Below are 21,675 nucleotides of genomic sequence, written 5' to 3' on the forward strand. Positions count from 1 at the left end.
GGGGCGCCGCCACGCAAATCGTCCAAAACCATCAATACGTGACCGTGCCCTTCCTTGCAGACGAGATCGCGCCCGTCGTGTCTGCTGGAGAGGAATGGATCTATCAGGAGACACGCCCATGATATTCTTGCTTGCTCTTTTGATTGGCGTGGTGGCCGGCTTGCGCGCCATGCTGGCGCCAACCGCCGTCAGTTGGGCAGCCCATTTGGGCGTGATCAACCTGTCAGGCACCTGGCTGGCGTTCCTCGGCTACCATTGGACACCATGGATCCTCAGCGTTGCCGCCATTGCCGAATTGGTGACGGATCAACTTCCCTCTACGCCCAGTCGTAAAGTGCCCCCACAGTTCGGCGGAAGGATCGTCATGGGTGCCTTGAGCGGGGCCGCGATCGCTGCTCCGTCAGGCGCTTGGATCGGTGGTGCAGTGGCCGGGATCGTCGGCGCGGTCGCCGGCACCTTTGGTGGGGCGGCAGGGCGGGCGCGCCTGGCCGCCGCCTTCGGCAAGGACCGACCGGCTGCATTCATTGAAGATGCTGTGGCCTTTCTCGGCGCCGCCCTGATCCTCGTCTTGGCAATGTAACTCAAGATGGTCGAGGTCACTGCTCGCGTCCACGGGGACCACTCCTTTGAGCAGCTCAGCCGACTTTAACAGAATGTGACCAGCGCTTACTGCCGATAACAATCCACAGGACAAAATGCGAGCTAGTTGATTGGGCCGGCACGCTCTCACGGTGCCGGCCACCCCACGTAGCATGATAGGGAGGCCAAAATGACCGCACTCGTTCCACCATTCACCCACGAAACCGCCGCTGCAAAAGTCAGGGGCGCAGAAGACGGCTGGAACAGCCGAGATCCGCAACGGGTCTCCCTCGTCTACACGGAGAATAGTTACTGGCGGAATCGGGCCGAATTCATAAATGGCCGGAGCGAGATCATCTCGTTCCTCACGCGCAAATGGAACAAGGAACTGGATTATCGGCTGATAAAGGAACTGTGGGCTTTTACCGATAATCGGATCGCGGTCCGCTTTGCTTATGAATGGCATGATGATGCCAACAACTGGTTCCGCTCCTATGGAAACGAAAATTGGGAGTTCGACTCAGCCGGCCTGATGCAGCGTCGGCTTGCTTGCATCAATGACCTCCCAATTAAGGAAGCTGATCGGAAGTTCCATTGGCCCCAGGGACGCAGGCCGGATGATCATCCCAGCCTTTCGGACCTGGGCCTCTAACGGCCTGTCTCTAAACGATGCTAGAACGGCTCATTTCGGCTCCAATCTGCCAGGGACTCAATGTCCGCTCTCCCAGGGAGCTTATGCGGGACCGGACAGGCGGAAAACCACCCCTCGTCCGGAGTGTTGATTGGCATGGGCGTGCGTCATCCTCGTCGGTTGAGCAGGACAGACGCTGTGGCGTAGCCCGTTTTGGTTGCCGGTCGGCGACATCCTCCCTTGCGGGAGCGCCACCTTACCCGGGAGGCAGGTTGGCGTCGGGCGTCAGTCCAACTCATGGTGTCGGGCTGTTCCTAGCCGACTCCGGCCCGTGTGACAATGTGGCACCAGCTGCGCGCGGTCGGTGGCGGCTTAACATACGGAATGGTAGATTGCGGTTTATCGTCGGCACGGGCAGATCGACGCAATCCTCCATCAATTTTTCGCAAACGAGGGGCCATATGTCGAACGGGCTGGGAAGGACCGTGGTCATGCTAATTGGCGTGGCTCAATGGATTTATGCGTTTATTCTCTCGGTTTGCGTAGGCATGGCCAATAACGACGAGAGCCCTAACTTACGAATCAGTTTTCATACTGGCAAGCCCCCGATGACTGGTCCACTTCATATGTAGTTAATCCTGTGGCTTTGGACCGTGGCTAATTTGAACGCGGCCGGTTCGTTGAACACCGGTTGCGGCGCCGGCCATATCAATGCCTCTGGTGCTGGCGGCCTGTATCCAAGCGATGAGTGTGGTCGGATCGTGTTGTATTGCCGGCGCCAGGCTTCGATCAAAACCCTGGCTTCCTGCAACGTGTAGAAGATTTCTCCGTTGAGGAATTCGTCGCGCAGCCGGGCATTAAAGCTCTCGATATAACCGTTCTCCCACGGGCTTCCTGGCGTGATATAGGCGGTCTGGGCGCCAACAGCGGTGATCCAAGCCTGCACCGCATTAGCGATGAACTCGGGCCCGTTGTCTGAGCGGATATGCCCCGGCACACCGCGCAGCATGAACAGGTCAGAGAGAACATCGATGACATCGGTCGAATTCAACCGCCGGGCCACCTGGATTGCCAGTGCCTCGCGGGTGAATTCATCGACGATGTTCAACATCCGGATCTTGCGGCCGTCATGCGTGCGATCCTCGACAAAGTCATATGACCAGACATGGTTGGGGCGCTCAGCACGGAGGCGAATGCACGAAGCCTCATTCACCCAAAGCCGTGCCCGCTTCGGCTGCCGTTGCGGAACCTTGAGCCCTTCACTGCGCCAAATGCGCGCCACACGTTTCTTGTTAACGGCCCAGCCCGCCTGATGCAGCAGTGCTGTGATACGCCGATACCCATAGCGGCCATACTGCCGCGCCAACTCAATAATGTCGGCCGTCAGTGCAGCTTCGTCGTCGGCAGTCTTGGGAACCAAACGCTGTGTGGTGCGATGCTGCCCGATCACGCGGCAGGCAAAACGCTCCGACACACCAAGCGTCTCAACAACATGCTGGATGCCAGCCCGGCGGCGTGCCGGGCTCAAAACTTTCCCGAAGCCACTTCCTTCAAAACCAGCTTCTCCAGCGTCAAATCTGACACCGCACGCCGCAGCCGCGCATTCTCAGCCTCCAGCTCCTTCAGGCGCTTCACCTGGTCGACCTTCAGCCCACCATACTCCTGGCGCCACCGGTAATACGTCGCGTCCGTCACCCCAATCGACCGGATCGCATCAATCGCCGACTTGCCCTGCGAGGTCAAAATCTCAACCTGACGAAGCTTCGCAATGATCTCCTCAGGCTTGTAAATCCGTCTCGGCATCTCACACCTCCACCAAAAAACTACATCAATGGTGGAGCAGTTCTAGGGGGTTGGACCAATACCGGCGCCGATACCACTCGTACCATTCTCCTTCTTTTGCTCATACTATTGAGCTGGTGCGGTGCTTTTGCCTTTGTAGGCAAGTTCCGGTGGGCGTGGTTCTACACCTGGTTTCTCGGCCTCTTTCTGTTGGCGGCGGGACTATTCAGCTATTGGACAAACGGCGGTCCTGTCGAGGCTATTGTGGGGGATGAGTCGCTGCTGCACGGTACCAGTGGTGTCCTGGTGGCGTTCGCCGCTGTCGGGTTGGTGCTGCTGAACCTTCCGGCCACTCGCCGTCTTTTTTTCCGTGGCTGAGACTCTGACTCCGAACTTCTGTGCAACGTAAGAGGGGCAAAACTCCGGGCGGCTATGGGGCTGAGCATCTGTGGCTGACGAGGTTTGGCCGATAAGGGACTGGCGCAGCATCTGGAATGGCCAGCCTACTACCGAGGTAGTCCCAGAAAGCGATGCGCAGCTTGGAGCAGGTCTTTGCCAGCCCAAGGAATGCGTCAGGACAGTCACCTCCGGTGTCGCTGCGGGTGCCTCCGCTGACTTTGCGTTTGGTGACCTGGCAGCGGATGTCGTTCTCGGAGCCGTTGGTGTGCAGCGGCAATTCGGGCCTTCGCTTGTGATAGCCCGGCGATGGGGAGGTTGACGGGATGGTCGCTGCATTATTCAACAGTAAGGGTCACTTGCCAGCATGAAAATTCTCATCGCCGCGACCCCCTTAATGGGTCACCTTAATCCGCTGCTGGCCATCGGATATATGTTGGTCAACGAAGGCCACGAAGTAGCCGTCATATCCAGCAGCGTTATGCGCAGCCGCATCGAAGCAATAGGCGCGGAATTCCGGCACTTTCCCGCGCAGGCAGACCTCGATCTACGCGACATCGCCGCGGCGTTCCCCGAGATTAAGAACATATCTCCGGGGGCCGAAATGTCGCGTTTCTATATGGAGCGCGTGTTCATCGACCCCATACCGGCGCAATACATGGGCCTGCGGGTGGTTTTGCAAGACTTTCCTGCGGAGGTCATCATCGCCGACAATGGGTTTTTCGGCGCGTTCCCGATGCTGCTTGGACCGCGTTCGGAACGTCCCGCCATCGTTTTTTGCGGTGTCTCGCTTCTGCTCTCTCGCCGCGACGATGACGCACCGCATTTAGCCGGCTTGCCACCTGCAAGCAATGAAGCGCAGCGCGAGGAATATGCTGCTGTCTTTAGAGAGCATGAAAAGGCTGTCCTCGATCCGATCACTCATTACCTGAATAAATTTCTAGAAGGCCTCGGTGTCCCGCCACTGTCATTGAACTTTTTCGACGCAATGGTCGCTCTTCCGGACGCCTATTTGCAAATGACGGTTCCGAGCTTCGAATTCCCGCGGCGGAATTTGCCAGTCTCCGTGCATTTCGTGGGGGCTCTGCCAATCATCCCAAACCAGGCCCCGCTGCCACCCTGGGCAAAGGACTTAGATGGATCGCGCAAGGTTGTTCTGGTAACTCAGGGGACCCTCTCAAATCACAATTTCAACCAATTGGTCGCCCCAACGCTTGAGGCGCTCGCGAATGAGCGCGATGTGCTCGTGGTCGTCACCGCCGGCGGACGGCCGATCGATGCCATACCAAGCCCGATCCCAAACAACGCACGCCTCGCCAGTTATCTGCCGTTCGAATGGATGCTGGCTAAGGCCGACGTATTTGTAACGAATGGTGGTTATGGCAGCGTCAATCAGGCTCTGAGCTTTGGCGTTCCTCTCGTCACCGCCGGGCTAACCGAAGACAAAATTGACGTGAACGTCCGCGTCGCTTGGTCCGGGGTAGGCGTGAATCTTGCGACCAATGAGCCAAAACCAGAAGCTCTACGCGAAGCGATCAGGACCGTACTAGATAAGCCGAACTATCGCGCGAAAGCGTTGGCCATGGCCGAAGAATTCCGCAGCATCGACACCCGCTCCGAAATCCTGCGTATCCTGAGGGAGGTTTCGCATGTTCCAAATGATCGGGGTGCCGAGCCAAACCTCCGAGTTTAGCGCGGATGACTCGTTCTGCACGACGTCGATGAGTCGGTGGCGCGCTTGTTGCGACGTATCCGCCCGGTAAAGGCCGCCTAGTGAGGCCGATAGTTGCGGGTGATCTTAACGGCGTTCGTACGAGCGCTGTTAAGATCAGGGGCAGGTTGCTGGATGGAGATCATCACCGGCATTGAGCGTCGTCGGCGCTGGCGTCTTGAGGAGAAGCTCCGGATTGTCGCGGAGACCGAGCAACCTGGTGCATCGTTTGCCGATGTCGCCCGTCGCCATGAGGTCAGCCGTGGTCTGCTGTGGAACTGGCGCAGCCAGGTTCGGCGCGGTGCGTTGGTGGCGGAACCGATGCCGACATTCCTGCCCGTACAGATCACGGCAGATGCTCCGGTTGCGGTTCCAGGCTTGATCCCAGCGATAGCGGCTTCGGCAGCTCGGGTTGAGATCACCCTGCCTGACGGCACCTGCATTCGGGTGGGTGCAGATGTCGGCCTGGCAACTCTGCGGCGCGTCATGACTGCGGTGCGCCGATGATTGTGCCGCCAACCGGTGTTCGGGTTTGGCTGGCCAACGGCCACACGGATATGCGTCGTGGGATGAACGGTTTGGCGCTTCAGGTGCAGGAGGCCTTGCAGCGCGATCCCCATGCCGGCGACCTCTACGTGTTCCGGGGGCGGCGTGGCGATCTCGTGAAGATCCTCTGGCACGATGGGCTTGGCATGTCGCTCTATGCCAAGCGGCTGGAGCGCGGCCGTTTTCTGTGGCCGTCGCCGGCAGACGGATGTGTTGCGATCTCGGCGTCCCAACTCGGCTACATGCTGGACGGTATCGACTGGCGCAATCCACAGCGGACTTGGCGGCCAGAAATGGCTGGTTGACGATATAAAAGAGGCACACAGACGGCGCGGCGTGTGCTTGAATCGCCACCATGCCGGCCACCTCCGCCCCTGCTCCGGACGAGATCACCGCGCTGCGTCAGGCGTTGGCGGCCGAGCAGCTGGCGCGGCGCGAGGCCGAGGCACGGGCATCCGGCGCCGAGGCCATGGTGGCGCACCTCAAACTTCTGATCGCCAAGCTGCGGCACGAGCAGTTCGGCGCCTCGTCCGAGCGCGGCCGCAAGTTGCTGGACCAATTGGAACTCCAGCTCGAGGAATTGGAGGCCGCAGCCGCCGAGGACGAAAACTCTGTCGAACCAGCGTCCGCCGGCACGCGTGCTGGGCGTGGCACGATCCGCCGCAAGCCGGTGCGCGGACCGCTGCCGGCGCATTTGCCGCGCGAGCGGGTAGTGATCGCTGGACCTGTGGCCTGTCCCTGCTGCCGCGGCAAGTTGTCCAAACTCGGCGAGGACGTGACCGAGACGCTGGAGGTTGTCCCTCGGCAATGGAAGGTGATCCAGACCGTGCGGGAGAAGTTCACTTGCCGGGTTTGCGAAACCATTAGCCAGGCACCAGCACCATTCCATCCGATCGCCCGTGGCCGCGCCGGGCCCGAACTGCTGGCCATGATCCTAGAGGCGAAGTTCGGACAGCATTTGCCGTTGAACCGGCAGAGCGAGACCTATGCCCGCGAAGGGATCGAACTTGACACCTCGACCTTGGCCGATTGGGTGGGAGCCTGCACGGCCAATCTTTCACCGCTGGTGGCATTGATCCGGGCGCATGTGATGGCAGCCGAACGACTGCATGGCGATGACACCACGGTGCCCGTGTTGGCCAAGGGCAAGACCAGCACCGGGCGGTTATGGACCTACGTGCGTGACGATCGGCCGTTTGCTGGACCAGCACCACCTGCCGCCTTGTTCCATTACTCGCCCGATCGCCGGGGCGAACATCCGCAGTGGCATTTGGCCAGCTACGCAGGTCTCTTGCAGGCTGACGCCTATGCCGGGTTCGCAGAGCTTTACCATCCTGGTCGGCGCCCGAGCCCAGTGACGGAGGCCGGGTGCTGGAGCCATGGACGGCGTAAGCTGTTCGACCTGGCGCAGCTGGCACGTGCACCCCTTGCAGCCGAAGCGGTCCGGCGGATCGACGCGATTTTCGATGCCGAGCGCACCATCAACGGCTTGCCCGCAGCGCAGCGCCTGGCTGTGCGGCAGAGCCATGTGGCGCCGCTGGTGACGGAGTTGGAAAGCTGGATGCGCGCCACGAGGGGCAAGATGTCGCGCCACGCCGATGTCGGCCGCGCGATGGATTACATGCTCAAGCGCTGGGATACGTTCAGCCGGTTTCTCGAAGACGGACGGATTTGCCTGACCAATAATGCCGCCGAACGTGCGCTACGCGGTGTGGCCTTGGGTCGCAAGGCTTGGCTGTTCGCAGGCTCCGATCGTGGTGGCGAAAGGGCCGCGGCCATGTACTCGCTCATCGTCACCGCCAAGCTAAACGGCGTCGATCCGCGCGCTTGGCTCGCAGACGTCCTGCGCCGCATCGCTGACCAGCCCGCATCCCGCCTGCACGAACTGCTGCCCTGGAATTGGCGATCTCTCGCTCAGGCTGACGCCGTAGCCGCCTGACCATCCATCCCCGCGGCTCTCGCCGGACGGATACGTTGCGACGGCGGACGCTGGCAGATGCTCTCTAGAACTTCGCAGCCTCAACACGGAGCGCGATTTGGAAGGGAGGCCCTATGGGCCAGGCCAGAATACGGAAACCCTGTGGTCGGACGGGCTCTCACGACGCATTTCCTCAATGAACGAGATCAGGGCGCGCAATCCGACGGGCTGATATCGACGGCTTGGATAATAAAGGGAAAGCCCCGGCGATGTTGGAATAAAGCCGTCCAAGACACGGCGGAGCTTGCCTTCGCCGACGCTCTCGCTGATCCACCATTCTGCCATGTAGGCAAGACCCGTCCCTGCCAGCACGGCCTCCAGCATCAGGCCCGCATCATCGAGGGTGAGCCGGCCCGGCACGTCGAGCGTAATGTCCCGACCGTCCTGCTCGAACTCCCAGCGATACATGCTTCCGCTTGGCATTCTTGCACGGATGCAGGTGTGGTGTACGAGATCCTGCGGCGTCGCAGGTACGGCCTTGCCCTCGAAATAGGCTGGCGACCCGACAACGGTAAATCTCTGTACTGGCTCAAGATGCACAGCAATCATATCTCCGGGCACCGTGTCGCCCGGTCGTATTCCAGCATCGAAACCCTCAGCCACTATATCGATTGGGCGATCCTCCGTCACGAGATCCACCTGCATCTCAGGATAGCGACGGAGAAACTCCAAGATGACCGGCGAGAGAACGCGTCGCGCCGCGCCAACGGAGCTGTTGATCCGCAATGCGCCGGCGGGCTTGTCGCGATAGCTGTTGACCGCCTCCATCGCGTGATTGATCGCGCCCATGGCTGGTTCGATTTCCGTGAGGAATTGTTCTCCCGCTTGCGTTGGAGAAACGCTGCGTGTCGTCCGATTGAACAGCCGCACGCCCAACCTGGCTTCGAGTCCTGCGATCGTCTGGCTGAGAGCGGTCGGGGAAACGCCGAGGTCGGCCGACGCGGCGCGGAAACTCCGTCGCCTGGCGACCGCTATTGCCGCTTCAAGCTCCACGATCCCGATCTTCCGCATTATCCAGTTTCCTGCATCAGTTCATACCACATAATGCAGATTATCATAGACATTCCTAAGCCCTACATTCACTGCAATCGAGACCGTCAGGAATCAGGAAATGCAAGAAATCACGCATGTCTACATCGACGGCCGCTTCGTCGAGCCGCACGGGACCGAGCTATTCGACCTGCATAACCCGGTGACGGGAGAAATATTCGGGCGCGTCAGGCTGGGTGATGCGGATGATGCGAGAGCCGCCATCGCCGCGGCGAAACGCGCCTTTCCGGCGTGGTCGCGCAGCACGAAGGCGGTTCGCATTTCCCTTTTGCATCGACTTCACGATGCGATGGAAGCCAAGAAGGACGCGCTGCTGGACGCGATCATTCTGGAATACGGCGCACCGATCTCCCGGTCGACCTGGATGGCCGCTCACGCATCGAACAGCTTCATGGAAGCAGCGCGCACTTTGGAAGGTTTCGATCTGAAACAACGGATCGGCACGGCTGAGGTCATCATGGAAGCCGTTGGCGTGGTCGGACTGATCACGCCATGGAACAGCGACGCCGGCTTCATCTGCAGCAAGCTTGCCTACGCGCTGGCCGCCGGGTGCACGGCGGTCATAAAGCCCAGCGAAATGAGCGCGGCTCAGACGCAGGTCGTGCTCGAAGCGCTGCATGAGGCAGGCGCACCCGCCGGCCTGTTCAATATCGTCAACGGGCGGGGCGACGTTGTGGGCGCGGAGATCACCGCAAACCCCGATATATCGAAAATCTCGTTCACCGGCTCCACCGCGGTTGGCAAGACGATCCTTCGCGGCGCTGCCGACACGCTGAAGCGCGTGACCCTGGAACTCGGCGGCAAGTCGCCCACGGTGATCCTCGACGATGCCGACTTCGCCAAGGCGATTCCCATGGCGCTGGAGGCCGGCTTCGCGAACAGCGGCCAGGCCTGCATCGCCGGCACCCGCATCCTCGTCCCCGCCTCGAGACTGGACGAGACGATTGCCTTGGCCAAGACCGCTCTCGGGAAGGTCAAGGCAGGCGCGCCGCGTGATCCGGACACGACCATCGGGCCGATGGTCAGCCAGGCCCAGTACGACCGAGTTCAGCGCTACATTCGGCTCGGCGTTGAGACGGGCGCCACCATTGTCGCTGGTGGCGAGGGCCACCCGGAAGGCCTCGGCGGCTATTTCGTGAAGCCGACCGTCTTCGCCAATGTCACCAACGATATGACGATCGCCAGAGAGGAGATTTTCGGCCCGGTTTTGTGCATGTTGACCTACAAAGACGAGGCCGAGGCCATTTCGATCGCCAACGACACCCCTTATGGGTTGCAGGCCTATGTCATCTCGTCCGACCCGGCTCGGGCAACGGCGGTGGCGAGCCAGATCGAGGCAGGGCGTGTTGTCATAAACGGCGCCCCGCATGATCCCGCAGTGCCATTCGGGGGATTCAAGCAATCGGGCATCGGCCGAGAATATGGGGTTTTCGGGCTCCAGGCCTACCTTGAGCCGAAGGCCCTCCTTGGTGCGGCCTCAACATGAAGGATGAACATACCGATGGCGCCCGCGTCTACGCCGAACTGCGAGGGGCGGATAGAGCGGCGGAAATGCAGGATCTGGCTCAGGGGACAGGCGCGGAGGCCGTCATCGCGGACCTTTCGCTGGAGTTCGTCTTCGGAAAGGTGTGGGGCCGTGGCGGGCTGGATCGCAAGCAGCGCAGCCTTGTGACAATTGGCGTGTTGATCGCCCTTCGCCAGCCTGCGGAGTTGGAGAACCATCTTCGCGTCGGCCTGACGAACGGCCTGACCCTAGCCGAGGTCGAGGAAGCAATCGTGCAAACGGCCCCCTACGCTGGCTTTCCAGCGGCGTGGGCGGCCGCGCGTGCTTTGGCGAACGTGTCCTCCGATAGGAAAGATGCGCCAGGCTAGAACCTTCAGGACTGACGCAAGCCTTGCCCGCAAGCGGCAGGCGTGGGCGTCACGCTTCAAGGATCGCAGACGTAACCGATGATTGGAGACGCGTTCATGCCGCAAGAAACGGAAAACCGCACCGTCTATGACGTGCCCATCGGGCTGGAGAGCGCCGCTCAGTCATCCAAAACACGGTCTGAATTCGACAGTATGGGCACGGTAGACGTACCGGCCGATCGCTATTGGGGCGCCCAAACGCAGCGCTCGCTCGAACATTTCTCGATCGGTAGCGACCGGATGCCAAAGGCGGTCTATCACGCTTACGGCTATGTGAAGAAGGCGACCGCACTGGTGAACCACCAGGCTGGCCGGCTGTCTGACTGGAAGAAAGACGCGATCATCCGAGCCGCCGACGAGACGATCAGCGGCTTGCTCGACGAGAATTATCCGCTGTTCGTCTGGCAGACCGGCTCAGGCACCCAAAGCAACATGAACGTGAACGAGGTGATCTCGAACCGCGCGATCCAACTTCTCGGCGGAACACTCGGCTCACAGGAGCCGGTCGGCCCCAACGACGACGTCAATATGGGTCAGTCCTCCAACGACACTTTCCCGACCGCGATGCACATCGCGTCGATCGAGGCGATAGACGCTGTGCTTGTGCCCGAGGTCGAAAGGCTCGCCGACACCATCGAGCGTAAAGCCGATGACTGGATGGATGTGGTCAAGATCGGCCGCACCCACCTTGAGGATGCAGTGCCGCTGACGGTTGGGCAGGAGTGGCATGGATGGGCGGGCCAGATCCGGGACGCGGTGGCGGACATCAAGGCGAGCCGTGGAGGGCTCTATTCGCTGGCGGTAGGCGGCACCGCCGTGGGCACCGGGCTCAACGCGCCGCCGGGCTTTTCCAAAGAGGTCGCCGCCAAAATCGCCGAACTCACGGGCAAGCCCTTCGTCACCGCGCCGAACAAGTTCGCGGCGCAAGGCTCCCTCGATCCGATGGTACGGGCGCACGCCGCCCTGCGCGGCCTGGCAGTGTCGCTGATGAAGATCGCCAACGACATGCGCTGGCTGGCGTCGGGACCACGCTGCGGCTTCGCCGAGCTATTGCTGCCCGCCAACGAGCCGGGCTCGTCAATCATGCCGGGCAAGGTCAACCCCACCCAGTGCGAAGCGATGGTGATGATCGCGATTCAGGTGCTGGGCAATGACACCGCCGTCGCCTTCGCCGGCAGCCAGGGCAACTTCGAGCTGAACGCCATGCGCCCGGTGATCATCAACAATTTTCTCCATTCGGCGCGCATCCTCGCCGATGGCTGCGCCAGGTTCCGCGAGTTCTCGGTCGAAGGCACCGAGCTGAACCGCAGGAAGATCGACGAATACGTTCAGGGCAGCGTGATGCTCGTGACCGCCCTGTCGCCGATCATCGGCTACCAGAACGCCGCTCACATCGCCGAGAAGGCGATCGCCGACGGCACCACGCTACGCGAGGCGGCGCTGGCCTCTGGCAAGGTCGACGCGGCGCTCTTCGACAAGACCATCAATCCCCTCGCCATGGTCGGCCACGGCCTGGCCGGCGCGTGAAACACAGGGGGAAGTCATGATCCGCTGCGTGAGACTACGGGCTGGCGGAGACCGCAACTCCGTCCTTGATGAAGACATCAGTGCCCTTGCCGAACCCGAGCGCGGTGACATCATCGGCAAATCGACTGCGGCGAGGAACATTGCGTTGCGTGAGACGGCTTCCGGCGGGTCATTCAAATGGCACCAGGTCCCGGAGCCGTGTTACTTTACTACCCTCTCCGCGACGCTCGAATTCGAGACCGAATCGGGTGCGATCTTCGTCGATAGGCTATGATCCAGTCATTATCAGTCGACCGCCCAGTTGGAGGCGAAGAGGTCTCTGAGCAATTGGTCAGCCAGGCTCGGCTTGTGCTCGGCGTTGCAAAGATACTGTTTGAAAATGGCCAATCCACCGACCAGACGGTGGTGACCGCCACCCGTCTGGCTCGTGCTCTCGATCTCGACGTCACGATCATTCCGCGTTGGGGGGAACTGCAACTCGTCGGAAGCACGGGCGACGGCCGCGCCCTAGAAGCCATCGCGGCGAATCCTACAGGCATCAACATGGATCGCGTGGCCGCGGCCTCATCGCTGTGCGATGATCTCGTCGAGAGCCGCCGGACAGCGGATGCGGCGATGCCGACACTAGCGACGATCGCCGCCCGTCCGCCCGCACCGACATGGCAGTTCGCTCTCGCGGCAGCGGCGGCCGCCGTGGCCTTAGCCGTGATCTTCGGAATCCAGCACGCATCGTCCGCGATCATCATCTTCTTGAGCGCCGGTGCCGGCGCACTGCTGCGGCGCCGGCTCGCGCCGCTGAGTGGCAACCTCTTTCTTCAACCGTTCTGCGCGTCGCTCCTGTCCGGTGTCGTCGGGGCTTTGGCTGTGCGATACCACCTGAGCAGCTCGCTTCGCCTTGTTGCGGTCTGTCCCTGCATGGTGCTTGTCCCGGGACCGCACGTTCTAAACGGCATGATGGACTTGATCCGCGGGCGTGTCGCGCTTGGAGCCTCGCGCCTGCTTTACGCCACGCTCATCATCGCCGCCATCACCGCCGGACTGTTGCTCGGCTTCGCATTCTTCGGCATCTCGCTGCCGGTCGATCCCCAGGCGCCGCCAGTTCCATTGTGGATGGACATGCTTGCGTCCGGCGTGGCCGTTGCGGGCTATGCGATCTTCTTCTCGATGCCGCCGAGCATGATGGCGTGGCCGGTGGCCGTTGGCGTCGTGGCACATGGAGTCCGCTGGGGCGCACTCGAACTCGGCCAGGGTGTGACAATGGGGGCGTTGCTCGCCTGTGTCGTTGTCGGCATCGCTTTGACGCTGATTGCCCGGCGCCGGCACATGCCGTTCGCGGCGATCGGCTTCGCGGCCGTCGTCTCGATGGTTCCTGGCGTCTTTATCTTCCGGATGGCGAGCGGCTTGTTGCTGGTCGGCGCCGATCCGACCGGCTCCTCCGAACTGCTCGCAGACGCGATCGGGAACGGCATCACCGCGACGACCATCATCTTTGCCATGAGTCTCGGCCTGATCGTCCCCAAGCTCATCATCGACCAGCTTGATGGTGGCAGTTTCGGGAAGGGATCGCCTCGATGAGGCCGAAGGACACTTTCGCCACATGTACGCCAGCCGTCGAGACATGCGTGGTGTTGGATCGGTGGCTGCCGGCATCGCTAAGCGTTGTTGCGGGCATGGTCGACGTTGCTGGATATATGTCGCTCGGCCACGTCTTCACGGCACACATCACCGGCAATCTCGTGGTGATCGCCGCGGACTTCGTCAGCCATACGCCGATCAACCCGGTTCAGGTCATCGCCATTCCGGTGTTCGTCCTCGCCGTGGCAGCAGTATGGATGCTTGCATCCGCCTGGGGAAAGGATCGTGCGAACCTACTCACGCTCCTCTTGACCCTCCATTTTGCCTTACTGGCCGCTGTGCTGCTGTGCGCGGTGTCCACACACTCCTTCTCTTCGCCTGACGATTTCACATCTGGTCTGACCGCGATGATCGCGATCTCAGCGATGGCTTGCCAGTTCGCGCTGCCGCGGCTGGCCCTGCCGGAAACGCCTTCGACAGCCGTAATGACGGGCAATCTCACCAACGCCATGCTCGCTCTTCTGGATCTGCTCGCCGCAAAGCCGATCACAGCAGCGGTTCGTTCGAAGCTCCTGGACTCGATCTATCTGATCGCGGGTTTCATCATCGGCTGTCTCGTCGCAGCCGCTGCCCTTCCGCTTCTTGGCGATTGGATCTGGTCGCTGCCCACCGTGCTTGCAGCGGCTACTACGATCACGATTGCAAACCTTCGGCCGCCTGGCTACGAGCATGATGTGCAGCGTCAAAGCCCACTATGAAGGCATGAGGGACATCAAAAAGGGCGGCACTGATGGCCGCCCTTTTTATGTTAGCGATTGGTACCTGGCCCGGAACGGGTAGATTCGAACAGGAACCAGACGCGCCGTTCGGTCTCGTCGATCCAGTTTTCCAACAGGCTCGCCGTGGCGACATCGCCATGTTCGTCGCAGACGTTATGGACCTGGCGCATGATGGAGGCGAGTTGCTTGTTGTCGTCGCGCAGCTCGGCCAGCATGTCATCCGCGGTCACGTAATCGGCATCGTTGTCCAAAATCCGCTGCTGTTTGGAAATCTGGCCGATGGAGCGCAAAGTGGTGCCCCCAATTTTGCGGGCGCGTTCGGCGATAGGGTCGGTCATGGCAAAAATCTGGCCGCCTTGGTCATCGAGCAGCAGATGGTAATCGCGAAAATGCGGGCCGCTCATATGCCAGTGGAAATTCTTGGTTTTGAGATACAGCGCGAACACATCGGCCAGCAGGCCGCTCAACGCTGCGGAAATATCCGTTGTGGCCGCTGCCGTGAGGTCGGTCGGCGTCCCTAATCTCTCATTGGCGTGTCCGGTAGGCTGCGTTTTGCTCATCTCACTCTCCCTCTGCCCCGCCGATATTGGCTCAGCGTCTAAACTGGGGGGTAGGTTCGTGCATGGTCAAGCCAATGAGCTTGTTAAATGGTGAAAGGGCTTGTTACGAGTTGTCTGAAAGATTGGAGAGCCCGTATCTTGCGCCAATCAGTGGGAAGGCCGCCTCGCAACTCGGTCCCCGATCTCTATCGATGTGAGTACCGTCAGAAACTTTCCGAGGCAGTTTCCTCACACCGCTAGGGCCGTTCGCAAAAACCTCCAGTAGGTTCATCGGCAAGATCGTCGGTGGGGTGTGGAGAGTGAAAAATAGGGGCAAGCGGATAGGATGGGTGCGGTGGCTTCTGACTCCGTCCATACTTGTCGCCATGCTGGCGGTCGGACATGATGCTCGTGCCGCCGAGCCGTCGTTCAGCGCATGCCTGAACGAGTTCTGGCGGCAACGACCTCCCGTCTTCGCAGTCCAAGGGCCGCTATATGCACTCTGCGCCAGCCATTTCGCCACGCTGTACTCGAGCCGGACGGAAACGCCGCTCTATTCAGCCGAGCACCTGACCGCGCAGCAGATAGAAGATGCGGTGCGGATGCCTCGGAACAACGCGTTTCATGATGATGGCCGTCTGCCCTCTGCCGTCGCCTCGACGCTCGAGGATTATCGAGGCTCTGGATTTGACCGTGGGCACATGGCGCCCTCGGGCGACGAACCTGACAGTCTCTCGCAGTATGAGAGTTTCGCGTTGTCGAACATGGTCCCGCAGAACCCCAACGATAATCGGTATCTCTGGGCGGACATTGAAACCGCCGTGCGCGAACTCGTGCTGGCAGGCGGAGACGAGGTCTACGTCGTCACGGGGCCGCTCTTCGACTTGAAAGGCGCGGGAGCACTCCAGGGGAAGGTCGAGGTTCCAGCATATATTTATAAGGCGGTCTACGATCCGGTGGCGGGCATCGCTGGCGCCTATGTCGCACGCAATGCGCCGGGATGGGAATTCTGGAAACTTTCTTTGACCGAGTTTCGGGATCGGTCGGGGATAGACCCCTTTCCTGGGGTCCCAGAGGGCATCGAGGCCGATGCTTCGAAATTGCCCGATCCGATTCACAGGCGTTACGCGCGCCCATAGGGAATGGAGGTTCTTTCTTGATGAATCCTAAGCCGCAACGATGCGGGGAAATGAAGCGGACAAATGTCGCCAAGGATGGCCCGAATAAGAGCGAGAGTCAGACATCTAATGTGCGACAAAAGCGCGCACTTAGTTGGGATCCATCTCACTCTTGGCGGATGCGGAAAGCTGACGAGCGACCCTTTCTAACTTCTCTTGAGCGTCGATATCTCCGCGATGTTTTGCTAGCCTTGGAGAGGTCCGATAAGGCGTTCAGAAGGGGCTTCGTCGTAAAGCCACAAGGCGATCGGAACTTGACGGATGTCAAACTCCCCGCCCCGCTGGCAAAGCTGGTCGTTAATGGCTTGATAACCATTGAAGAGGTCGGGAACGAGCTTCGATGCTATTTGACTGACCTCGGGATTGTAGCCGTCGAAAACTGGCTCCTAACCAAGCCGCCGAATTTCAAGTTGATGTTTCCAAGACTCTATCGTCAACTGACGAATGCAGACGCCAATACTTACGCCCAGCGTAGCTCTATTATCCGAAGATAGTCGCATTTTTAGATTTGCTTTTTCAAGATCTGCAAAAATTGATCATGATTGGAGGTGATTCGGATGACCCAAAAGGTTCATAAATACGCCCACGGCTGGTTCGGTATCGGAACGTATTCCGATTGGTTGGGCAGTCATGATTGCGGTATCGGCGGAGTGTCGTCGCACTCACGCATATTTGAGTGATATTCGTTAGGAGATGATGCCGGGAGCTGGGGAGTTGCCATGGTGTTGCAGGATCAGACACTTAAGGCGATGCGCCAACTTCTTGTTCTGCAGTGGAGCAGTCCGCGAATATTTCTCCAGAACACCGCCGCGGCGCTCTGTGCGGGATATTGATGCCGTCCCGCTTCGGTGTGGAACATCGGTTGTTCACCGCACAAATTTCCACTTTCAAGAGCCGCTTCGGCTGGCTACAACTATGATCGATCGATTGTGAAGAGGGAGAACCATCAAGACATTCAGAAACTAAAGTCAAGCAATCAATCAAGTGAGCTTATGTCTCACAGCAGTGAAACTATTAGACGCAAAGAAGGGAACTAGAACGGCGGCGCTTTTTCAAGTAGCCCAAGCAATCGGGGCGGTTCGTACTGAGACCTGATTGACTCTTTGGGCAAGCTGTTCGGCGGAACGATGTCAAATCGGTCCCTCGGGGCGGCAAGAGCTGAAGGAGAAGAAAATGGCAGATGGATGCGGATGTGAGCCGGAGGTCAAACCTCCCGCGATTGGTTTCCTTGGCGCGGGAACAACCTCCTTCGAGGGGACGGACAGCGCACTGACGAAGGCAGCTATGAGAGTGGCAGCGGTCAACGACCGTCTCGTCAAAATGAATCTGGAAGACACGCCCAGAAATCATGCTTTCGCTGAAGCTCTCGATGACGGACGTGATGCTCTTCTGGAATTGGTCGAGATCCCCGCGCAAAGTCCGCGGGCATGTTGCATCAAGCTCACCACGTTGAAGCAGATGACGATCTGGTATCAAGAGGGTGATCCTGATATCCTTAATTGCTTTGTCGCATATGCCCACGAGGTCACGGCGCTGTTGCACCAATCCTCAATCGACAAGCCTGGGACCGATGATCCATCGCCGGCGCTCGCTTTGAGCAAATCCGTTCGCTGGTTTCTCGGAATCGCCGGGGCTGTTCCCAGCGCTCTTTTCAGCCGTTGGGACTCTGGCGGTCTCAGTTAAAAAGGGAGCGCCGTTCGCAAAACGCCCGCCTAGCCTGGACTCCTCAAACAGGAGTTCAAAGCATGCGTTGGACAGCGGGTCTCTTCCTTATTTTCGCCACCCCAGCACTTGCGGCATCACCACAGTGCGCGATGCCCGGGCCGATCGTGATCAAGACGGCGGCTCCCTCTGCTCAGCCGGCTGTCCCACCCATCGGCGCCGCACAACCCCAACAGGGCAAGGCGACGGCTCTTCCCGAGAACCTCGCAAACCTCCCGTTCGCCCAGCATATCGCGTCGGCCGGCGCGCAGGTCTCTGATCTCGGGACGATTCATGGCCTCCAGGCGATCTCGGCCCGAAGCGGCAGCCAATTCATGATTTTCGAGCTATCGAAGGATGGAGCGGCCGGTGTCTCCGGCGTGCCGATCGACCTCACCGTCGCGCAGCTCCAGACCGTCGCATCAGGGAACATCACCGATGTCGGCGAGGCCCATGGATTCCAGGGCTATTTCGTTCGCAGCGGCCCGCAATTCCAAGTCTTTTACGCCACACCTGACGGCCAGGGACTGGTCCCTGGCGTAATGTGGGATGCCGCCGGCAAGGATCTGACGCGGCAGCAGGTCTCCCAAATCCCCGGTGCGGTGCCGACGGTCCAAATTGGTGGCGCTGCGAGCGGAGGAAAGGCACAGCCCGGCCAAGAGCTATCGCTGCTCGCCAAGTCCACCTACGGCACTGAAGGCTCAGCCTCAGCGCCGCGTGTGTTCATGCTCATGGATCCCCAGTGCATGTATTCGATCCGCGCCTTTCAGGCGTTACAGCCCTATGTTCAGTCCGGACAGATTCAGCTCGCGATCATTCCCCTCTCGGTTCTGGATTACGAAGACAACGGCCAGAGCACACGAAGCGCGCTGGCGTTGCTGAGTGACTCGCCGGATCAGATCGTTGGAGCGTGGCAGTCGGGAAGCGAGAACAACACACCCGATCCCGCGGCACAGGACCGTTTGGCGAATAACATGGTGATCGCCAATGCCGTGGGCCTCAAGGGCACGCCAATGTTCTGGTGGCAGGGCGCGAATGGTACGCCCAACCATTTTGACGGCGTGCCGCCGGATGTCTCCAGCTTCATCGCCGGTTTGAGGAGCTGAGGTATGGGTGACCGGGAGATCACCGAGCAGGTCCTACCTCCTGGTGAGGCGGATGAGCGCGCACGCGGCCAAGAAAGGGCCGCCAAGCGGCAGCGGTTCAAGCTGCTGCGTCGGTCTGCTCGCGGCGTCAGTTGGCTGCTTGCCTCCCCGGCCGAGTGGTTCGGGCTGAAATCCATTCGGGCCGGCGCGTCATCGATCAGTCAAACCTATGAAGACATCCGCAAGCCCCGCCCCCGCGACCGGCGCTTCAAAACCCAAGACAATCGCGTGTTCGATATGGTCGGCACCGCCTTTGCTTACGGGATCACGATCGAGGAACTGGAACGCCGCTTTGCCGCGCGTCGGCGGCAAACAGCGCTTCTTGCCTATGGACTGTTCGGGCTCGGGTGCATCCTCGTCCTGGCGTGGGTATGGGTTGCAGTCAGAACGGTATCCGATGGTGGTCGCATTGTGTTGCTGCTGCAATTTCTGCCGTTCTTGGCTCTGTTTTATTTGCTGTCGTTTTATCAAGCCTTGATAAATTTCCAGATCAGGATGGGCCGCGCTGCGAGCTGGCTCGAATACATATTCGCGGAAAAGGAATTCTTGCCCCAATGACAAATCGATTGACCGCGCGCTTACTCTCGATCTCCATTCTTGCGGGGTTGACCGGCTGCGCTATGCCCCAGCAGTCGGGCACCTCGACCCAGACCTCCATGGAGGTGATGGGAAACACCCTCGGCTCACTCACGCCGGTTTATACCCCGCCGCCCGGAACGCCATTTCGCTGCACCTACATCGGTCCGAATGCGCCGATTTTCAGTGTGCCGGGCGACATCGGCCGCAACGGTCTGGGCTACGCCTGGTCGCCTGTTGCCACGATGGGCGCCAGGCGCGGCGACTGGCTTTTGGTGGTGACACGCACAGGTGTCATCGGCTGGGTGTACCAGCCGCACGAAGTGCCGACCTCAGAAAGCCCCGGTCACTGGATCAGATACTGCAACGTCCATCAGGACGCTCAGGGGCGGATCGTGTTTCATTGGAAAGGGGTCCAGCCCGGCGAATTCTAGAGAGAGCTTGGCATTCATTATCATGACGCGACATTAAGCCGCCGGGCTTGGACCGGCGGCTTATTTGTTGGTCGCGGCGCAATCCCGGCTGGTGAATCGGGCCGCTACATTTAGATCGCTACCGTGCGTTGGGGACGGTGGCTACTTCGGAAGCCACTGGAAAAGGCCAAAACCAGCCAGATCATGAATGGTGGATAAAGCGAAGAGCCCCGCGATCGCCGCGACCCCCGTGCGCGTTGCCAATTCCTGAACCCGAGCCGAGGCCGGGCGGCCGGCGACCCATTCAAAGAGGCAGAACAGGAAAGCCCCGCCGTCGAGGACGGGGATCGGCAGCAGATTCATCAGTGCCAGGTTGATCGAGAGTACGGCCGTCAGCGCCAGAAGCGGGATGGGACCGCTTGCGGCCGCAACGCCCGCCAGGTGAGCGACGCCGAGCATGCCTGTGAACTGGCCGGCGCCCTGTCCCGTGGTGATGGTGCCGACGATCCCGTTGACCGTCAGAGAAAGCACCGTCCAGGCCCGCGCCGGCGCAAGAAGAAGGATCTGGCCGAAGCCAAGCTGGCGATGACCCAGGCTATGGGCCTCGATTCCGAGATACCCGACGTTCCGGCCATCGGAATGCCGCGCCTCTAGGCGCGGTCTCAGATCGAGCTGCGCACCCTGCCGTTCAATGCGAAGATCGACGATCTGGTCCGGCCGCGCCTGGAGAAAGGCCCCGAGATCAGCAAAGGTCACGATCGAGGTGCCGTCGGCCGCGACGATCAGGTCGCCTTGTTCGAGCCCAGCCCGGGCGGCCGGGGATCCAGCCTCGATCGTCGTGGCAATTGGAAGAAGCGTGGTTTCGCCGCGGCCGGCAAGGATGCAGACATAAAGCCCGATCGCGACCAGCATATTGGCGGCTGGGCCGGCGAGAACAATCAACATGCGGGCTGTCGGTCGGAGGGCTGCATAGCCGCCGGCGCGGCTTCGATCCCGCTCGCCGGCGAAGGCGACGTATCCACCGACAGGGAGAGCGGATAGACTCCAAACGGTCCCTCGGTGATCTTTCAGCCGGAAGAGATTCGGGCCGACCCCGATGGTGAATCGCTCGGCCACAAGCCCGGTGGCGCGCGCCGCGAGGTAGTGGCCAAGCTCGTGGCAGATGATCAAGACATTCCCGATCATCAGGATCGCGGCAACCGACATGACCGCTAGAAGGGGCTGGGGCACGGAGCCTCCTTTCCGGAAGCCCGCGGGCGTTCCAGTGCTATCGTTATGGGTGGAGGTTGGCGGGCTAGAAGGTGCCGGGGGGCGTGAACCGGCTGCCGCCGCTCGCGCCGGTCGCCCAAGGGGCGGTTTCGTAGGAGGGGCGACCGTCCTGCGTCGAGGGCTCGGTCGGCTTCACGATGGTCCCGTCGCGGTCGGCGACCGGCGGGGTCCAGATGGCGTTTGATGTGCCATAGCCCGCATAGGGATCGTAGACCGGGTTCTGCATCGGCGGCGGCGGCGGCGGATGGTAGTCCGACACCTTCTTGATATTGCCGCTCTCACAGGCCGCGAGGGAAAGCGTCAGGATGGGGAGGAGGAGTAGGGCTCGGCGCATGACTGTGCTCCATGGTGATGAAGCACAGTCTGGCCGGCTTATTTGCGAACGGAGC

At 60.6% G+C, this 21,675-nt stretch carries 22 protein-coding genes; 17 read left to right on the forward strand and 5 right to left on the reverse strand.

Annotated elements, in window-relative coordinates; all coding sequences use genetic code 11:
• Positions 1-94: 94 nt before the first annotated feature.
• On the forward strand, positions 95-580 hold the full coding sequence (locus tag ACELLULO517_RS22410; protein WP_227309665.1) for a DUF4126 domain-containing protein: 486 nt from the start codon (positions 95-97) through the stop codon (positions 578-580).
• Between the two features lie 189 nt (positions 581-769).
• Positions 770-1,231, forward strand: coding sequence for a nuclear transport factor 2 family protein (locus ACELLULO517_RS22415; protein ID WP_227309666.1), 462 nt, complete (start codon positions 770-772; stop codon positions 1,229-1,231).
• A 601-nt stretch (positions 1,232-1,832) separates the two neighbouring features.
• Here the strand turns inward: ACELLULO517_RS22415 and ACELLULO517_RS22420 are convergent.
• Positions 1,833-3,013 (reverse strand): IS3 family transposase gene (locus ACELLULO517_RS22420; protein WP_227309667.1). Its coding sequence is split into 2 segments (ribosomal slippage): positions 1,833-2,740 and positions 2,740-3,013, totalling 1,182 coding nucleotides; the frame shifts between segments, so codons are not numbered across the junction.
• 742 nt (positions 3,014-3,755) lie between these two features.
• On the opposite strand from ACELLULO517_RS22420, the gene ACELLULO517_RS22425 reads away from it, so the two are divergent.
• From ACELLULO517_RS22425 to tnpC, 4 genes are all read left to right on the forward strand, one after another.
• Positions 3,756-5,081, forward strand: a complete 1,326-nt coding sequence (locus ACELLULO517_RS22425) for a glycosyltransferase (RefSeq protein WP_227309668.1) — start codon at positions 3,756-3,758, stop codon at positions 5,079-5,081.
• Between the two features lie 153 nt (positions 5,082-5,234).
• Positions 5,235-5,606 carry an IS66-like element accessory protein TnpA gene (gene tnpA / locus ACELLULO517_RS22430; protein ID WP_227309669.1) on the forward strand — a complete coding sequence of 124 codons (372 nt, stop codon included), beginning with the start codon at positions 5,235-5,237 and terminating at the stop codon, positions 5,604-5,606.
• Positions 5,603-5,950, forward strand: a complete 348-nt coding sequence (gene tnpB, locus ACELLULO517_RS22435; protein ID WP_227309670.1) for an IS66 family insertion sequence element accessory protein TnpB — start codon at positions 5,603-5,605, stop codon at positions 5,948-5,950. Before tnpA ends, tnpB begins: the two co-directional genes overlap by 4 nt.
• A gap of 50 nt (positions 5,951-6,000) precedes the next feature.
• Positions 6,001-7,584, forward strand: a complete 1,584-nt coding sequence (gene tnpC, locus ACELLULO517_RS22440; protein ID WP_227309671.1) for an IS66 family transposase — start codon at positions 6,001-6,003, stop codon at positions 7,582-7,584.
• Between the two features lie 111 nt (positions 7,585-7,695).
• Here the strand turns inward: tnpC and ACELLULO517_RS22445 are convergent, their stop codons facing one another.
• Positions 7,696-8,634: a LysR family transcriptional regulator gene (locus ACELLULO517_RS22445; protein ID WP_227309672.1), complete on the reverse strand. Its 939-nt coding sequence runs from the start codon at positions 8,632-8,634 to the stop codon at positions 7,696-7,698.
• Positions 8,635-8,734: 100 nt separating this feature from the next.
• On the opposite strand from ACELLULO517_RS22445, the gene ACELLULO517_RS22450 reads away from it, so the two are divergent.
• From ACELLULO517_RS22450 to ACELLULO517_RS22475, 6 genes are all read left to right on the forward strand, one after another.
• A complete protein-coding gene (locus ACELLULO517_RS22450) occupies positions 8,735-10,159 on the forward strand; it encodes an aldehyde dehydrogenase family protein (protein ID WP_227309673.1) in 1,425 nt (474 codons plus the stop codon).
• Positions 10,156-10,545 carry a carboxymuconolactone decarboxylase family protein gene (locus tag ACELLULO517_RS22455; RefSeq protein ID WP_227309674.1) on the forward strand — a complete coding sequence of 130 codons (390 nt, stop codon included), beginning with the start codon at positions 10,156-10,158 and terminating at the stop codon, positions 10,543-10,545. Before ACELLULO517_RS22450 ends, ACELLULO517_RS22455 begins: the two co-directional genes overlap by 4 nt.
• A 96-nt stretch (positions 10,546-10,641) precedes the next feature.
• Positions 10,642-12,111 carry a class II fumarate hydratase gene (fumC, locus tag ACELLULO517_RS22460; RefSeq protein ID WP_227309675.1) on the forward strand — a complete coding sequence of 490 codons (1,470 nt, stop codon included), beginning with the start codon at positions 10,642-10,644 and terminating at the stop codon, positions 12,109-12,111.
• 16 nt (positions 12,112-12,127) lie between these two features.
• Positions 12,128-12,385, forward strand: coding sequence for a cupin domain-containing protein (locus ACELLULO517_RS22465; RefSeq protein WP_227309676.1), 258 nt, complete (start codon positions 12,128-12,130; stop codon positions 12,383-12,385).
• Positions 12,382-13,686, forward strand: a complete 1,305-nt coding sequence (locus tag ACELLULO517_RS22470) for a threonine/serine exporter family protein (protein WP_227309677.1) — start codon at positions 12,382-12,384, stop codon at positions 13,684-13,686. Before ACELLULO517_RS22465 ends, ACELLULO517_RS22470 begins: the two co-directional genes overlap by 4 nt.
• Positions 13,683-14,444 (forward strand): DUF1275 family protein, encoded by a 762-nt coding sequence (locus ACELLULO517_RS22475; RefSeq protein ID WP_227309678.1) that lies wholly within the window; start codon positions 13,683-13,685, stop codon positions 14,442-14,444. The genes ACELLULO517_RS22470 and ACELLULO517_RS22475 overlap by 4 nt, the downstream gene beginning before the upstream one ends.
• A gap of 50 nt (positions 14,445-14,494) precedes the next feature.
• Here ACELLULO517_RS22475 and ACELLULO517_RS22480 read toward each other — a convergent pair whose 3' ends face one another.
• Complete coding sequence (locus tag ACELLULO517_RS22480; protein WP_227309679.1) at positions 14,495-15,025, reverse strand: Dps family protein; 531 nt, start codon at positions 15,023-15,025, stop codon at positions 14,495-14,497.
• Between the two features lie 329 nt (positions 15,026-15,354).
• Between ACELLULO517_RS22480 and ACELLULO517_RS22485 the strand changes: the two genes are divergently transcribed.
• The 5 genes from ACELLULO517_RS22485 (at position 15,355) to ACELLULO517_RS22505 (ending at position 20,038) form a co-directional block, all read left to right on the forward strand.
• Complete coding sequence (locus tag ACELLULO517_RS22485) at positions 15,355-16,143, forward strand: DNA/RNA non-specific endonuclease (RefSeq protein ID WP_227309680.1); 789 nt, start codon at positions 15,355-15,357, stop codon at positions 16,141-16,143.
• Positions 16,144-17,355: 1,212 nt separating this feature from the next.
• Positions 17,356-17,865, forward strand: a complete 510-nt coding sequence (locus ACELLULO517_RS22490) for a hypothetical protein (protein WP_227309681.1) — start codon at positions 17,356-17,358, stop codon at positions 17,863-17,865.
• Positions 17,866-17,927: 62 nt separating this feature from the next.
• Positions 17,928-18,989, forward strand: coding sequence for a hypothetical protein (locus tag ACELLULO517_RS22495; protein WP_227309682.1), 1,062 nt, complete (start codon positions 17,928-17,930; stop codon positions 18,987-18,989).
• 3 nt (positions 18,990-18,992) lie between these two features.
• On the forward strand, positions 18,993-19,586 hold the full coding sequence (locus ACELLULO517_RS22500; protein ID WP_227309683.1) for a hypothetical protein: 594 nt from the start codon (positions 18,993-18,995) through the stop codon (positions 19,584-19,586).
• On the forward strand, positions 19,583-20,038 hold the full coding sequence (locus tag ACELLULO517_RS22505) for a hypothetical protein (protein ID WP_227309684.1): 456 nt from the start codon (positions 19,583-19,585) through the stop codon (positions 20,036-20,038). The genes ACELLULO517_RS22500 and ACELLULO517_RS22505 overlap by 4 nt, the downstream gene beginning before the upstream one ends.
• Before the next feature lie 141 nt (positions 20,039-20,179).
• On the opposite strand, the gene ACELLULO517_RS22510 is transcribed toward ACELLULO517_RS22505, so the two are convergent.
• Complete coding sequence (locus ACELLULO517_RS22510; protein WP_227309685.1) at positions 20,180-21,247, reverse strand: M50 family metallopeptidase; 1,068 nt, start codon at positions 21,245-21,247, stop codon at positions 20,180-20,182.
• 64 nt (positions 21,248-21,311) lie between these two features.
• The gene (locus tag ACELLULO517_RS22515) at positions 21,312-21,620 is read right to left on the reverse strand and encodes a hypothetical protein (protein ID WP_227309686.1); all 309 of its coding nucleotides are present in this window, start codon (positions 21,618-21,620) and stop codon (positions 21,312-21,314) included.
• Positions 21,621-21,675: the final 55 nt, after the last annotated feature.

This window comes from Acidisoma cellulosilyticum, from assembly GCF_020621385.1.
GTDB lineage: Bacteria > Pseudomonadota > Alphaproteobacteria > Acetobacterales > Acetobacteraceae > Acidisoma > Acidisoma cellulosilyticum.

Coding starts and splice junctions, on each gene's coding strand:
- ACELLULO517_RS22410 (WP_227309665.1), top strand. CDS start 95: ATGGATCTATCAGGAGACACGCCCATGATATTCTTGCTTGCTCTTTTG.
- ACELLULO517_RS22415 (WP_227309666.1), top strand. CDS start 770: ATGACCGCACTCGTTCCACCATTCACCCACGAAACCGCCGCTGCAAAA.
- ACELLULO517_RS22425 (WP_227309668.1), top strand. CDS start 3,756: ATGAAAATTCTCATCGCCGCGACCCCCTTAATGGGTCACCTTAATCCG.
- tnpA (WP_227309669.1), top strand. CDS start 5,235: ATGGAGATCATCACCGGCATTGAGCGTCGTCGGCGCTGGCGTCTTGAG.
- tnpB (WP_227309670.1), top strand. CDS start 5,603: ATGATTGTGCCGCCAACCGGTGTTCGGGTTTGGCTGGCCAACGGCCAC.
- tnpC (WP_227309671.1), top strand. CDS start 6,001: ATGCCGGCCACCTCCGCCCCTGCTCCGGACGAGATCACCGCGCTGCGT.
- ACELLULO517_RS22445 (WP_227309672.1), bottom strand. CDS start 8,634: ATGCGGAAGATCGGGATCGTGGAGCTTGAAGCGGCAATAGCGGTCGCC.
- ACELLULO517_RS22450 (WP_227309673.1), top strand. CDS start 8,735: ATGCAAGAAATCACGCATGTCTACATCGACGGCCGCTTCGTCGAGCCG.
- ACELLULO517_RS22455 (WP_227309674.1), top strand. CDS start 10,156: ATGAAGGATGAACATACCGATGGCGCCCGCGTCTACGCCGAACTGCGA.
- fumC (WP_227309675.1), top strand. CDS start 10,642: ATGCCGCAAGAAACGGAAAACCGCACCGTCTATGACGTGCCCATCGGG.
- ACELLULO517_RS22465 (WP_227309676.1), top strand. CDS start 12,128: ATGATCCGCTGCGTGAGACTACGGGCTGGCGGAGACCGCAACTCCGTC.
- ACELLULO517_RS22470 (WP_227309677.1), top strand. CDS start 12,382: ATGATCCAGTCATTATCAGTCGACCGCCCAGTTGGAGGCGAAGAGGTC.
- ACELLULO517_RS22475 (WP_227309678.1), top strand. CDS start 13,683: ATGAGGCCGAAGGACACTTTCGCCACATGTACGCCAGCCGTCGAGACA.
- ACELLULO517_RS22480 (WP_227309679.1), bottom strand. CDS start 15,025: ATGAGCAAAACGCAGCCTACCGGACACGCCAATGAGAGATTAGGGACG.
- ACELLULO517_RS22490 (WP_227309681.1), top strand. CDS start 17,356: ATGGCAGATGGATGCGGATGTGAGCCGGAGGTCAAACCTCCCGCGATT.
- ACELLULO517_RS22495 (WP_227309682.1), top strand. CDS start 17,928: ATGCGTTGGACAGCGGGTCTCTTCCTTATTTTCGCCACCCCAGCACTT.
- ACELLULO517_RS22500 (WP_227309683.1), top strand. CDS start 18,993: ATGGGTGACCGGGAGATCACCGAGCAGGTCCTACCTCCTGGTGAGGCG.
- ACELLULO517_RS22505 (WP_227309684.1), top strand. CDS start 19,583: ATGACAAATCGATTGACCGCGCGCTTACTCTCGATCTCCATTCTTGCG.
- ACELLULO517_RS22515 (WP_227309686.1), bottom strand. CDS start 21,620: ATGCGCCGAGCCCTACTCCTCCTCCCCATCCTGACGCTTTCCCTCGCG.